Annotated in this window: 17 protein-coding genes; 12 read left to right on the forward strand and 5 right to left on the reverse strand. The window is 52.6% G+C overall.

The window, feature by feature from the left end:
- Positions 1 to 30: 30 nt before the first annotated feature.
- A complete protein-coding gene (locus tag CFI03_RS03585) occupies positions 31 to 384 on the reverse strand; it encodes a DoxX family protein (RefSeq protein ID WP_116394593.1) in 354 nt (117 codons plus the stop codon).
- 139 nt (positions 385 to 523) lie between these two features.
- Between CFI03_RS03585 and CFI03_RS03590 the strand changes: the two genes are divergently transcribed.
- On the forward strand, positions 524 to 877 hold the full coding sequence (locus CFI03_RS03590) for a winged helix-turn-helix transcriptional regulator (RefSeq protein ID WP_116394594.1): 354 nt from the start codon (positions 524 to 526) through the stop codon (positions 875 to 877).
- 18 nt (positions 878 to 895) lie between these two features.
- On the opposite strand, the gene CFI03_RS03595 is transcribed toward CFI03_RS03590, so the two are convergent.
- Both CFI03_RS03595 and CFI03_RS03600 read right to left on the reverse strand, forming a co-directional pair.
- Positions 896 to 1,405, reverse strand: coding sequence for a dihydrofolate reductase family protein (locus CFI03_RS03595; RefSeq protein WP_116394595.1), 510 nt, complete (start codon positions 1,403 to 1,405; stop codon positions 896 to 898).
- Positions 1,365 to 2,291: an alpha/beta fold hydrolase gene (locus CFI03_RS03600; protein WP_116394596.1), complete on the reverse strand. Its 927-nt coding sequence runs from the start codon at positions 2,289 to 2,291 to the stop codon at positions 1,365 to 1,367. Before CFI03_RS03600 ends, CFI03_RS03595 begins: the two co-directional genes overlap by 41 nt.
- A gap of 141 nt (positions 2,292 to 2,432) precedes the next feature.
- On the opposite strand from CFI03_RS03600, the gene CFI03_RS03605 reads away from it, so the two are divergent.
- The 3 genes from CFI03_RS03605 to CFI03_RS03615 all read left to right on the forward strand — a co-directional run bounded on the left by CFI03_RS03605 (position 2,433) and on the right by CFI03_RS03615 (position 3,997).
- On the forward strand, positions 2,433 to 2,780 hold the full coding sequence (locus tag CFI03_RS03605) for a winged helix-turn-helix transcriptional regulator (protein WP_116394597.1): 348 nt from the start codon (positions 2,433 to 2,435) through the stop codon (positions 2,778 to 2,780).
- Positions 2,781 to 2,878: 98 nt separating this feature from the next.
- Entirely contained in the window at positions 2,879 to 3,505 is a 627-nt protein-coding gene (locus tag CFI03_RS03610) for a nitroreductase family protein (RefSeq protein ID WP_248756444.1), read from the forward strand.
- 108 nt (positions 3,506 to 3,613) lie between these two features.
- Positions 3,614 to 3,997, forward strand: coding sequence for a winged helix-turn-helix transcriptional regulator (locus CFI03_RS03615; protein ID WP_201003011.1), 384 nt, complete (start codon positions 3,614 to 3,616; stop codon positions 3,995 to 3,997).
- Here the strand turns inward: CFI03_RS03615 and CFI03_RS03620 are convergent.
- Positions 3,987 to 5,051, reverse strand: a complete 1,065-nt coding sequence (locus tag CFI03_RS03620; protein WP_248756445.1) for an SDR family oxidoreductase — start codon at positions 5,049 to 5,051, stop codon at positions 3,987 to 3,989. The genes CFI03_RS03615 and CFI03_RS03620 overlap by 11 nt on opposite strands.
- 171 nt (positions 5,052 to 5,222) lie before the next feature.
- Here CFI03_RS03620 and CFI03_RS03625 point away from each other — a divergent pair, with 171 nt between their 5' ends.
- The 8 genes from CFI03_RS03625 (at position 5,223) to CFI03_RS03660 (ending at position 12,555) form a co-directional block, all read left to right on the forward strand.
- Positions 5,223 to 5,828, forward strand: a complete 606-nt coding sequence (locus CFI03_RS03625) for a TetR/AcrR family transcriptional regulator (RefSeq protein ID WP_248756446.1) — start codon at positions 5,223 to 5,225, stop codon at positions 5,826 to 5,828.
- Positions 5,829 to 6,080: 252 nt separating this feature from the next.
- Positions 6,081 to 6,848: an ABC transporter ATP-binding protein gene (locus tag CFI03_RS03630; protein ID WP_248756447.1), complete on the forward strand. Its 768-nt coding sequence runs from the start codon at positions 6,081 to 6,083 to the stop codon at positions 6,846 to 6,848.
- Positions 6,849 to 6,875: 27 nt separating this feature from the next.
- Entirely contained in the window at positions 6,876 to 7,931 is a 1,056-nt protein-coding gene (locus CFI03_RS03635; RefSeq protein WP_248756448.1) for an aliphatic sulfonate ABC transporter substrate-binding protein, read from the forward strand.
- Between the two features lie 15 nt (positions 7,932 to 7,946).
- Complete coding sequence (locus tag CFI03_RS03640; protein WP_127494775.1) at positions 7,947 to 8,741, forward strand: ABC transporter permease; 795 nt, start codon at positions 7,947 to 7,949, stop codon at positions 8,739 to 8,741.
- 6 nt (positions 8,742 to 8,747) lie between these two features.
- Positions 8,748 to 9,581: an ABC transporter permease gene (locus CFI03_RS03645; protein WP_127494777.1), complete on the forward strand. Its 834-nt coding sequence runs from the start codon at positions 8,748 to 8,750 to the stop codon at positions 9,579 to 9,581.
- 38 nt (positions 9,582 to 9,619) lie between these two features.
- Positions 9,620 to 10,972: an LLM class flavin-dependent oxidoreductase gene (locus CFI03_RS03650; protein WP_248756449.1), complete on the forward strand. Its 1,353-nt coding sequence runs from the start codon at positions 9,620 to 9,622 to the stop codon at positions 10,970 to 10,972.
- A 156-nt stretch (positions 10,973 to 11,128) separates the two neighbouring features.
- Complete coding sequence (locus CFI03_RS03655) at positions 11,129 to 11,836, forward strand: DNA alkylation repair protein (protein ID WP_248756450.1); 708 nt, start codon at positions 11,129 to 11,131, stop codon at positions 11,834 to 11,836.
- A gap of 104 nt (positions 11,837 to 11,940) precedes the next feature.
- Entirely contained in the window at positions 11,941 to 12,555 is a 615-nt protein-coding gene (locus CFI03_RS03660; RefSeq protein WP_481857647.1) for a histidine phosphatase family protein, read from the forward strand.
- On the opposite strand, the gene CFI03_RS03665 is transcribed toward CFI03_RS03660, so the two are convergent.
- On the reverse strand, positions 12,552 to 13,067 hold the full coding sequence (locus tag CFI03_RS03665; RefSeq protein WP_248756451.1) for a cupin domain-containing protein: 516 nt from the start codon (positions 13,065 to 13,067) through the stop codon (positions 12,552 to 12,554). The two genes, CFI03_RS03660 and CFI03_RS03665, sit on opposite strands and share 4 nt — an antisense overlap.
- Positions 13,068 to 13,102 lie beyond the last annotated feature (35 nt).

The raw sequence follows: 13,102 nt of genomic DNA on the forward strand, positions 1-13,102 counted from the left end.
GGGCTGTTTTTTCGCGCCGCGTTTCGCGGCTTAAAATTGACCTATCGCAACAAATAAGGCCAATAGGATAAAGACAAGGTTTACGACAAGTTCCCGGTATTCTTTTCGACTAACATGAAGCGCCGCACCAAGCAAGACAACAACGGCAAGCGCCGCCGCGGCTACCGGCGTCAGGATTGGCGCAATATCAAGCGCTTCGGGAAGAATAACTCCAATAGCTCCAAGCAGCTCCGCCAGCCCGATAAAAAGGACAAGTCCCTTCGGAAGGTCTTTTATCCAACCCCAAGAAGCTTTAGCTTTTTCATATTGAAAAGCCTTCAACCACCCCGAGTAAATAAAGCCTAAGGCCGTAAGCCCTTGAATAATCCATAACGTGATATTCATCAAGAATGCCGTCCTCCTTCTCTTTGTTTAGCTCCTGTAAGGTATAATAGACCTGAGTTATCCAAAGAAGGAAGTAGGCACTTTATCTAAACAAAGGAAATAAAAAGTTACCTAGCGCAGCATAAGGGGTGGAGAGATCATGAAGCAATATTGCAAATTCGAATCGGCACTGGATATATTGATCGGCAAGTGGAAGCCAGTTATCCTGCTTCAGCTTATTTCAAACGGGACGATGCGCTTCAGCGAGCTTCTTAAAGCTATACCGGACATTAACAAAAGAATGCTTACTCAGCAATTAAGAGAGCTTGAGTACAACGATATCGTTCACCGCGAGGTGTATAACCAGGTTCCTCCGAAGGTCGAATATTCGATTTCGGAATACGGCCAAGGATTAAGCAAAGTGCTGCAGGTGATGAACGATTGGGGCGAGGAGCATATCGAGCATATGGAATCGCTGCATGGGGCAGATCGTTTAGAGAAAAAGTCCGAGTGATCCGCATGCACCTGCAACTTATCTGTCGATGCCATAACGCAGTTGAACGACACCGCCGCCCAGCGGCTTGCAGTCCAACAGTTCCACATGCTTGAATTGGTACCGATCTTTATCTGTGATAAGATTTAACCCTTTACCCTCTAATACAGGCGCCACGTTAAAGATCAATTCGTCTACCAGACCCGAAGCCAGAAACGAATTATGGATATCCGCCCCACCGCTAATGAGAGCGGTCTGATGCCCTCGCTCCTGCAGGTATTCCAAGGCATCTTGCGGCGATTTCGCAACCTTTACCCCGGGGATTTCCGCCGTGTTCCTGGAGATGACCACGATGTCGATTCCGCCGAATGGGCCGGGAGTGCCGCCTCCCCGCATTCCTTCGAAGGTCCGGCGTCCTACAATAAAGTTCCCTGCTGCTCCAGCCTGGGCTGCGAAGTCTTGCAAGGCTTCCTTGGTTGGCGGGTTTTCGGGACCCGATTGCGCGTAATTACCGTTGGCGCTTAATGTTGCCCACAAAATCGTTTTCATCTGATACTCCTCCTCTTGTTCTGTTCATAACTCCCCGAATGGATGCCGCTACCCGGTCCGGCCGGTCCTCCTGTACATAATGCGAGGCATCCTCCAGAATTTCGGTTTGATTAAAAGGCAAATAGCGCTGCCATTTGACCATTTGCCCGAGCGGGAAGCCCGCGCTGTCCTTTGTTCCCCATAGAATATGGGCGGGCAAATCGGCCAAGTTCGACAGTTTCGATTCGATACCGGCGAGCCACGCCCGCGACTTGCGGATCTGTCCCGGAAAGACCCAGGTAGGTATTCGGGATTTCGGGGTAGGGAACGGGTCGGTATAAGCCTTTCGCAAGCTGTCCGTCACTTTGCCGGTCTGGTAAATCCCGTGAGGCACAATCGCTTTGGCGAAAAAATTGCGGCGTGTCTGAAGCCAATACCCGATTGGCCATCCCCCCATAACAAGCGAGAACAATTTCAAAGGTAAAATGGTGGCTGGCCAGGCCCATGTATTCATCACGACAATCCCGCGAAGATTCTCGCGGTGCTGTACGGCGTAGTTCAACCCGATTGGACCTCCCCAATCCTGAACGACAAGAACAAAGTCCCGTAGGTCCAAATGGCGAATGAGATATTGAATGGCTTCCGACTGCTCTTGCGGCGTAAACCGGTAGCCTTCGGGAGCTGTCGACATGCCAAACCCCGGGTAATCCGGAGCAAGGAGACGACATTCCCCGCTAAGCTCTTTGATCACATTTCTGTACAGGTATGACCAAGTCGGATTGCCGTGCAGCAGAAGAACCGTTGGTCCTTGCCCTTCATCCAGGTAATGAATGCAGCCGTCACGATAGGGCAGCCAATGATCGGTAAACGGATACTCTTCAGGATCTAACTTAAAAGGTCTATTCAACGTTCAACCTCCTCTTCGAATCCATTTATTAACTTTTTCTTTATTGCTTGATTCACATCATAAGGGAGGTATGGTATATTTGAAAAGTAGTTACATTAATGTGCAATAGTTTCAAAAAATGAACTATGGGAGGGAAGCAGGATGATGGACCAATCCTGTCCGGGCACGGTAGAACCGATTCTGGAGATTTTAGATGGCAAATGGATGCTTCTTCTTTTATTCGAACTGTTTAACGGGACCCGGCGATTTGGAGAATTGCGCCGCAAGCTGGAGCCCATCAGCCCCAAAACCTTAACGGACCGCCTGCGGCTGTTAGAGGAGAAGGGAATTGTCACCCGCACGATATATCCGGGCGTGCCCCTGCATGTCGAATATGAACTGACAGAGAGCGGCCAAGGCCTGAAGCCGGTTTTTGAAGCGATGTGGACGTGGACCCAGCAGTATGGCGCCTATCTGCTACAGGAGAAGAAGGAGAGCAGGCAAGCTTAAAAAAAGGCTTGCATTTCCATTTTAAATGTCTTAAAATTAAGATAATTAAATTAAAGATAATACACGCATACAAATCATACATAGAGGAGGCGGACGAAATGAACGATTTCGTATCCGTAGTTACGGAGAGAAGATCCGCAAACAAATTCATTAAAGGGGTTTCCATTGAAGATAAAGAGCTGAACGAAATTTTTGATCTTGTGAAATACGCGCCGTCGTCCTTCAATCTGCAGCATGCCCATTATGTTGTCGTCAGGGATGAGGAGATGAAGCAGAAAGTATATGAAGCGGCAAACAAGCAGTATAAAGTAAAAACCGCTTCGGCTGTTATTCTTGTTCTTGGCCATCTGGATGCGCATCAGAACACGGCGGAGCTTAATGAAGGGCTGCTGCATCTCGGCGTTATTAATAAACAGGAATTCGACCATACGGTCGAGTCCGTGCAGCAATTTTACGAAGAGCGGGGCGAGGCCTTCAAGCGGGACGAGGCTATCCGCAACGCGAATCTATCCGCCATGCTGTTCATGCTCGCAGCCAAAGAGAAGGGCTGGGACACGAGCCCAATGATCGGCTTTGATCCCGAAGCCATGATGAAGGTGCTGGACGTGCCGGACCGTTATGTTCCCGCTCTGCTCATTGGCATCGGGAAAGAAGATACATCGAACCGCCGGGTACGCGGCTACCGCAAGCCGGTTGGCGAGTTCGTCAGCTTTGAGCGTTTCTAAATAAAAGGGAAGGGCGTCCATCGTATGGACGCCCTTTATTTTGCCTCGGAACGGTACTCCTGTTAGAGGTAAAATGATAAAGTGGAGCATAGGAGGCGATACCAGGCTATGCAGAATGAAGAAAAAATTTTCAATACCGCGGTCGAAGCCACTCTTGAAGCGATCGGAGGCAAGTGGAAGCCGGTCCTATTGTTCCATCTTACATTCGGCAAGAAGCGTAATGGCGAATTCCTGCGCCTAATCCCCGAGATCTCGCAAAAAGTACTGACGCAGCAACTAAATGAACTCATGAGGGATGGAATCATCAACCGCATTTCCTATAATCAGATACCTCCGAAGGTCGAATATGAGTTAACGGATTACGGGTGGAGTCTGAAGGATATCCTGCATGCGATGTGCCGGTGGGGCGATGGGTATATCGACAAAAAGTACGGCGGCAAAGGAAAGGTTCTGTTCCAGCCTCCAGTATCTGCCGATGAAATTACGGAATGACCTTCCGCTGGCGGAAGTCCTCGAATATGTCCATAAACATTTTCTCCGTGTCGATATAGTCATGAAACCCGAAGCGGCGAGCTTTTGAGCCGTCGGCAAAGAAATCGTAATCCCAGGAAAACACGAAATCTCCGAACCGCCAGGAGGAGACTTCCTTATAGTTGATTCTCTGCAAATCATATTTATCGACCATGGCATTCCAGAGCGGTTCTTTGTCCGCCATAACCACCTCAAGCGACATCGGTAACGGATAGGCGGTCTCCAGGCCGAAATAGGCGGCGATCTTCGGCCAGAGCTCATTCCACCTGAAGAGGTCGCCGTTGGTAATGTTAAAAGACTGATTGGCGCAGCGTTCGTCGGTAGCCGCCCATACGGTTGCGCGGGCAAGCAGATTCGCATCGGTCATCTCCAGCAGGCTGTTATAAGCCCCGGGTTTTCCCGGGAAACGAAGCGGCAGCCCAAGCTCCTTGGACATGGAAGCGTAGACGGCGATAACCATCGCCAGGTTCATTGGGTTTCCTAGCCCAAAACCGGCAACAACCGATGGACGGAGGGCCGACCATGTCCAGCTGCTTTCCGGTTGCCGACGCTCAAGAAATTGCTGTTGATCGATATTAAATTCAGGCGGCATATGATAGGCATCCGTCTCGCGCGCCGGCGTCTTGAAGGGACCAAGATGCGCCCCGTATACTTTATAGCCTTGCATGAGGCTGATATGCTGCAGATCTCGCGCAATCGGTTCAATGGCATTGACTACATTGACGAGCATGGCAAGGTTGGGTGCCACAAGTTCAGCCCAGGTCGGCCGATCCTGATAGGCAGCGTAAAAGATATGCGAAACGGCGGTCAGGCCGCTTAACTTCTCCCGGGTATCCGCTTCGTCCAGAAGATCAACCGCGATATACCGCACCCGATCGGAAGCCTCTCCGCCGCGGCGCGACACGCCGATAATATCCCACTCGGGAAGCGTCCTCAAATAATCAATAAGATTCCGTCCGATTACGCCGTTTGCACCTACGACCAGGGCGGTTTTGGATGTGTCTGTTGTTCTCATCTAACATTCCTCCTCTGCTTCTGAAGACTATTGTGAAACAGAAAAGGGAAGCCGTGAAGTACGCACTTTCAACTCCTATACGCACCTTCAGGTAACCCATGGTGAGGCCGGGATCGCCCTGTTTCATGCCCTCTGCTATAATGGAGGTCAAGAAAGGGGCTGCTTTGTTTTATGTCGCCTAGAAACGTAGAAAAGGATCTCATGCAAAGGGAGAAAAGAATTAACCACATCCTAGATTCCGCTCTCGAGACCATTGCCGTAAAAGGGATCGGTTCGGTAAGCATCAACGATATTGCTGCGGCAGCAGGCATGAGCATAGGCAACATGTATCATTACTTTAAATCGAAAACCGAGATTATAAGCGAGATTCTGAGAAGGGGTCAGACGGGCTACGGAGACCATGTCACCCGAATTGCAGAACAGGAATGTCCGGCCTTGGAGAAGCTGTTTATGCTAGCTGAGTCTTGGCTTGCTCTTGAGAATAGCTGGGCTTATACCATTCTTATTCATACGTCGCGCTTGTCCGATGCTTCCTCCGAAGAGATCCGCAAGGCGGTTACGGAGCGGTTCACGAACAACCTTGGACCGGTCGCGGCCATGATGAAGCAGGGCCAGCAGGAGGGGCTTGTTGTCGGCGGCGATCCGCTTGAGCTTGCCTATTATTTCGTAAGCTTGATTCAAGGCTTAACCCTGCAGAAGGTTCCCGGCGCGGAGGTGCCGATCCGTGCGCAAGCGAGCTCGATTGTCGCTCTATTCGCGACACGAACCAAGCAGTAGGAAAAGCGGGTTGCGCTGCTGCGCAGAACTCGCTTTTTTTTGTGATTGACAACGAATGGGAGCCACTGCTACAATTTAGCCAATAACAAACCGAGCGATTATTCGGTTTGTTAAAAAGTACGCCGGAATATCGACTGGACATCCAGAGATTGGCGAGGGTACACAACGACGAGGGCAGATGCCCCATTTTTTATAACTATAATCCCAAGTAAATCGGTGTGAAAAATTTAGATTAAGCTGGAGGCGGTATTCATGCTAACGATTGAGCGATTAAACAAGACTTTTGCGGCTCCTGCAGGACCGGTGGTAGCGCTAAGCAATATTCGGCTGCAGGTAGAGCGGGGACAATTCGTTACCTTCATCGGACCAAGCGGCTGCGGCAAGAGTACTTTGCTCAAGATCGTAGCAGGGCTGGATACGGCTTACGAAGGAACGGTCGAGTTAAACGGCAAGGCCATTACGGGACCGGGCGTGGATAAAGGTTTTATTTTTCAAGAGCCCAGGTTGTTCCCATGGCTGACCGTCGAGAAGAATATTGCCGCAAACCTGTCGCTTGGAAACGCGCAAGTTCGCCGCCAGGTCGACGAGCTGATTGAGCTGGTACGCCTGAAGGGGTTCGAGAAGGCTTATCCGAAGGAGTTGTCCGGCGGGATGGCCCAGCGGGTCGCGATTGCGAGAGCGCTGCTCCGCAAGCCCGAGGTTCTGCTGCTCGACGAGCCGTTCGGCGCGCTGGATGCCTTTACCCGGACGCACATGCAGGAGGCGCTGCTGGACATCTGGCGAAGCAGCAAGACGACGATGCTGTTCGTGACGCATGATTTGGACGAAGCGGTATTCCTCGGGGAGAAGGTCGTTATTATGAACCCGCGACCCGGCCATATCCGCAATGTCATTAACGTGGATCTTCCCTACCCGCGCAAGCGGATAGGAGCAGCCTTCCAGGAGCTTCGCTCGAAGGTGCTTGGCGAGTTTGAAAAGATAGAACAGCCGCCCCTGCTTGATCAGGGTGCAGGCATTTAATCGGAAACTTAAGGGAGATGCGGATATATGAGAAAAAAATACGGTTTGATAACGGCAATCATCGCTTTGGTTCTTATCGTAGCGGGCTGCGGCAATTCCAATAACAATGCCGGCGGGAACAACAAGCCTGCCGAATCGGCTGGTGCTTCGGCGAATGCGGAAGGCAATGCCTCGACGGCTACGGCTTCCTATGATGGCGTAACCGTTAAGATCGGCGTGCAGGGCAAGGGCGGCCTGTTCGGCAAAGCGCAAGAGGAGAAATGGTTTGAAAATGCCTTTGAAGCGCTGGGCGCCAAGGTGGAATGGGTAGAGTTCCAAAGCGGTCCTCCGATGATTGAAGCGATGGCTTCCAATCATCTCGATTTTGCCGGCATGGGCAATATGCCTCCGATCGCGGCGCAGGCGGCAGGCGTTGATTTCACGATCATCTCGCAGCTGCTCGACGGCAAGAATAACGTAGCGATCATTGTTCCGGCAGACAGCGACATTAAGAGCATTGCCGATCTGAAAGGCAAGAAGGTAGCGGTAACGAAGGGCAGCAACGCTTACAACTTCCTCTACCGGGTACTGGATAAGGCCGGTCTGAAGCAATCCGATATTCAAGAGATTCAGTTGCAGCCGGATGAGACGCAGCCTTCCTTCGAGGGCGGCAAGGTAGACGCATGGGCGGTATGGGATCCGTACATTTCCCTGAATACGCTGAGCGGCAAAGCCCGCGTGCTGGCAGACGGCGAGAGCGAAGGCGTATTGTCCCCGTCGTTCCAGCTGGTTCGTTCGGAATTTGCGAAGAAGTATCCGGACCTTGTGACGCTGTATCTGAAGACATTCGAAGAGGCTCGCAAATGGGAAGCGGACAATCAAGACGAAGCTTTCAAGCGTTACGCCGACGAGCGCAGCATTCCGCTTGAACTGGTGAAGGGCATTCAGGACCGTTCGACCATGATTAATATTCCGGTAAGCGACGAGACAATCGCCGAGCAGCAAAAAACAGCCGATTTCCAATTCGAATTAGGCACTATCCGCAAACAGATTAAGGTCGCTGACGTGTTCGACAACCAATACATCGAAAAAGCTCTTAAGTAAAGAAGAGGTGCAATCATGCAGATAACGAGGAATAAGCTTGCCTTTCGCGCGGTTCACGTGCTGATCGGAATGATGGTTCCGCTGGCCGTGCTGGTCATCTGGCAGATCGCGTCCTCAAACGGATGGGTGAATGCCGTGCTGATCCCTCCTCCGAAGGACATTGTGGACGAATTCGGACGCATGCTCTCCTCGGGCGAGCTGCTAAGCAACCTGCGCGTTTCCGCGGGCAGGGCGGCGCTGGGGTTCCTTATCGGCGGGGGGCTGGGCTTAGCGGCCGGATTATGGGTAGGCTTCTCGCTCAAAGCCGAGCGGCTGCTCGATCCGTCGCTGCAGCTGCTCCGGACGCTGCCTCATCTTGCCGTGGCCCCGCTTTTTATTTTGTGGTTCGGCTTTGGCGAGACGTCCAAAATCCTGCTTATCGCAAAGGGGGCCTTCTTCCCCCTCTACGTGAACGCCTTCCTTGGCGTCCGTTCCGTAGACCGCAATTTGTTTGACGTAGCGCGCGTGTTGGAATTTACGAGATGGCAGACGATTACGAAGCTTATTCTTCCTGCCTCTCTTCCGTCTCTCTTTCTCGGCATTCGGCTTTCCATCGCGGTTAGCTGGCTTGGCTTGGTCGTAGCCGAGATGATGGGCTCCAGCTCCGGCATCGGTTATATCATTAACGACGCGCGATCGTTCTCGCTGACGTCCGTTATTTTCGTAGGCATTATTGTGTTCGCGGTAGTTGGCAAGGTCACCGATTCGCTGGTAAGGCTGGCGGAGAAAAGACTTTTGCGCTGGCGGGATTCCTTAGGCGGGGAGGGATAATGGGCGATGAGTGCAAACGAGGTGACATTAGGCTCTAAAGCCGGCGGAAGGCAAGCGGCGATTGGCCGGAAGCGCCGGGCGGGAATGCCGAAGTGGCTGTACGGCTGGGTACTGCCCGTTATCGTGCTGGCCTTGTGGGAATCGGCATCGGCGCTTGGACTTATATCCGAATCGGCCTTGCCGGCGCCATCCCGGATTGCGGAGGCGTTCTGGAAGCTCTGCGTGGACGGGGATATGGCGAAGCATGTATCGACCAGCGCGATTCGGGCAGGCGGAGGTTTCTTGCTGGGCGGCGCGACGGGACTATTGCTTGGCGTATTTACCGGTCTTGGCAAATGGGCAGAGCGCACGCTTGATCCAAGCATTCAAATGCTGCGGACGGTTCCGCTGCTTGCGGTAATTCCGCTCTTCATTCTTTGGTTCGGAGTAGGCGAATTCTCGAAGGTTCTGCTCATTGCGCTAGGTTCTTTCTTCCCGCTTTACTTCCATACGCATCTTGGCGTTCGCAGCGCGGACCGCAAGCTGTACGAGGTGACGCGCATTCTGCAATATTCCAAGCTACAGCTGCTGACGAAGCTCATTATTCCGGCTGCGCTTCCGAATATTCTGCTTGGCGTCCGGTTGTCCGTCGGGACCTCCTGGCTGCTGCTTGCCGTAGCGGAGATGATGGGCGCAAGCGCCGGTGTCGGCTATATGATTCAGGATGCCCGCGTGTATGGGCAGACGGACATCGTGTTCGTTGGCATTATTTTGTTCGCTCTGGTCGGCAAGCTGTCGGATTCGGTCGTGCGGCTGGTGGAGAGAAGATGCCTTCGCTGGAACAACAGCTATAAAGGTTAAGGATAGATCGATACTTACTTGGAAAGTGGGGAATAGGCATGAGTCGACAACGACAAGGGCAGCTTCATCTAGGCGCGTTTATTTATTTCACGGGGCATCATCATGCCGGCTGGCGCCATCCGGAATCGGGCGTGGAGCGGATGTTCGATATCGAATGGTATAAGCGGATCGCAAAGTCGGCGGAGAAGGGCAAGTTCGATATGATCTTTTTTGCGGATCTGCTGCACTTGATCTATCCAAGCCGCGCGGCGGCTGGCATGCTCGACCCGGTGGCGCTGCTGTCCGCTTTATCTACGGTAACGGAAAAAATCGGCCTGACTGCAACGCTGTCGACGACTTATAACGAGCCTTATAATGCGGCACGCCGCTTTGCTACGCTTGACCATTTGAGCGGCGGCCGGGCCGGCTGGAATATCGTAACGTCTCAGGTCGATACCGAAGCCCGCAACTTCGGCAGGGAGAAACATCCGGAGCATGCGACTCGCTATGAGATGGCGAAGGAATTCGTGGACGTTGTAACGGCGCTGTGGGACAGCTGGCCGCAGGAGTCGCTTGTAATGGACCGGGCATCGGGAACGTTCGCCGATGAGTCGAAGTTCCGTGCCGCCGATTACGGCGGGCAATTCTATTCCGCGCATGGGCTGCTGAATGTGCCGCGTCCGCCGCAAGGCTACCCGGTGCTTATTCAGGCGGGTTCGTCGGGACCCGGGCAGGACTTTGCCGCGAGCATTGGCGAGGTGATCTTCACGGCGCAGACCTCGCTGGCTTCCGCGCAAGGCTTCTACAAGAGCGTAAACGAGAAGCTGATCGCGGCAGGACGGGAGCGGGGAAGCCTGCTCATTATGCCGGGACTGTCGCCTATCCTTGGCTCGACGGTAGAGGAAGCCCGCCGCAAGGAGCGGGAGCTGCTTGACCTGATCGATCCGCAGGAAGCGGTCATGATGGTATCCGGCATGCTTCAGACGGACCTCAGCAAATTCCCGGCCGACGGTCCGCTGCCGGACATTCCGGATCCGGTGGAAGCAAGCAACGGCATGAAAAGCCGCGTCCAGCTTATTATGGATCTCGCCCGCAAAGACAACTTGTCCATTATCGAGCTTGGCCGCAGACTTCTAGGCGCCCGGGGCCATATGCAATTCGTAGGCACCCCGGAGCAGCTTGCTGATCTGATGGAAGAATGGTATGACGGTTACGGCTGCGACGGCTTTAACATCATGCCGCCGGTATTGCCGGGCGATCTGGACGATTTCGTGGAGCAAGTCGTTCCGGTGCTTCAGCGCCGCGGGCTCTACCGCGAGGAGTACGAGGGCTCCACGCTGCGCGAGCATCTGGGGCTGCCGGTGCCGTCGGTCGATCATTTCAAGAGACTAGCCGGTTTACAGCAGGCATAACCCATTTGTACATCAATGGACTTATCTGGCAACAGGTTAAAGGCACCCGAAGGGGTGTCTTTTTTTGTCCTAATGAGAGGGTAGGCGTTTTTATGGTATATTCAAGGAAGAAGGCGATAGCCCTGACAACAATCCATTCCGAAGGATGTGCGAACAATGATTCTAGAAGAGGTCATGCAGGAGCTTGAAGGGCTTGGCAAAGAAAGAACCAAGAAGATTTATATGGGCAATGGCGCGCACGAACCGCTGTTTGGCGTGGCGACAGGCGAGATGAAGCCTATTTTCCGCAAAATCAAACATAATCAGCCGCTGGCCGATCAGCTGTATGCAACAGGCAATTACGATGCCATGTATTTCGCCGGGATCATTGCCGAACCAAAGGCGATGACCGAGGCGGATTTCGAGCGTTGGATCGACAGCGCGTATTTCTATATGATCTCCGACTATGTGGTGGCGGTCACCTTATCCGAGACGGACATCGCCCAAGAGGTGTCGGATAAATGGATTGCAAGCGGCGAAGAGCTGAAGATGTCGGCAGGCTGGAGCTGCTACTGCTGGCTGCTTGGCAATCGCAAGGACAGCGAGTTCTCCGAGGAGAAAATCGCCGGCATGCTGGAGCTGGTGAAAAATACGATCCACGATGCTCCCAAGCGGACGAAATATTCGATGAACAATTTCTTGTACACGGTGGCCATATCGTACAAGCCGCTTCATGATAAGGCGGTTGAGATCGCGAAGGAAGTAGGTCCGGTTGAGGTCGGCCAAGACACGAAGAAAAGCAAGCACATCAACGCTGCCGTTAATATCGAGAAGTTTTTAGGCAGAGGGCAGGTTGGCTTCAAACGCAAGTATGTAAGATGTTAGGCTCAAAAAGGCGCCCGGAATCCGGGCGCCTTTTTGATTGGTTTTATTTCCTCCGGCTTGCGGATACTAGTTCACGGAACGTAAGAACCTAGAGGAGGACGAATATGAAACAGCTTTGGCTTTTCAGCATGTTGTGCATACTTATTCTGCTTCAAGCGGACCCGGCTGAAGCTATGCCCGCGGATCCCTCCTTGCTAAAGTCCCTCCAGCAAGGAGGCTACATCTTATATGTCAGGCATGGAGACGCGACGGTTGGCGCGGACTCGCCGAGCATCAACTTCAATGACTGCTCAACCCAAAGAAATCTTTCGGAGGCCGGCAGGAGTCAGGCTGTAAGCTATGGAAATGCGCTTCGCCAATTGCATATCCCTGTTCAAGTGCCGGTTGTTGCAAGCCCGTTCTGCAGAACGAAGGAAACCGCCGAGCTAGCTTTCGGAGCAGGTAACGTCCGTACGGATCCGTTCTGGGTGCGGATCTATCAATTAGGCGGTTCCGTTCCTCCCGCCCAGCAAGAAGCTGTTCTGCAAGCCTTATCGGCCCAGTTGGAAATCCCGCCGCCTCCAGGGACCAACAAGGTTATCATGGCGCACAGTTTTCCTCCAGGCGTTGGATTGGGGGAGATCAAGTCAGTGGGAACGGTTGTTATCAAGCCCAAAGGTCAAGGAAATGGTTACGACATTGCGGGGCGCTTTGATTTGGATGAGCTGAACTCGCCTTAGCCCTGTTCAGTCGGTTTGGTTTCCTGTACGGTACCAAAAGGATGATGGGGCGGAGCATAGATGACATAAACCTTAAGCGGCTCGTTACCTGTGTTTATGACATTATGCCATGTTCCGGCAGGGACAAGAATGGCGTAGCCCTCGTAAGCCATGGTTTGAAAGTCCAGATGCTCTTTGCTGTCACCCATTTGTACCAATCCCTGTCCCTGTTCGATTCGAATAAATTGATCGGTTGTCGGATGGACCTCCAGCCCAATATCTTCGCCAACATTAATACTCATTAATGTCATTTGAAAGTATTTTCCTGTCCATAATGCGGTACGGTAGTTCCTGTTTTGCTTGGTTGCATCCTCCAGGTTCACAACCAGCGGGCCTGTTCCGTAATCCTTTAGCGCAATCTCTCTGTAGTACGCGTTCGGAACATTATAGCTCCAATTGTAATACCGGGGATCCCAATAATAACCCCAATAGTTGTTAGGCCATTGATCATAGCGGTAAGGATATAGATACATCGATGTTCTCCTCTCGGCAAAACGATATATTCATC

It is taken from the genome of Paenibacillus sp. ATY16, from assembly GCF_003399985.2.
In the GTDB taxonomy this organism is placed as follows: Bacteria; Bacillota; Bacilli; order Paenibacillales; family Paenibacillaceae; genus Pristimantibacillus; species Pristimantibacillus glycanilyticus.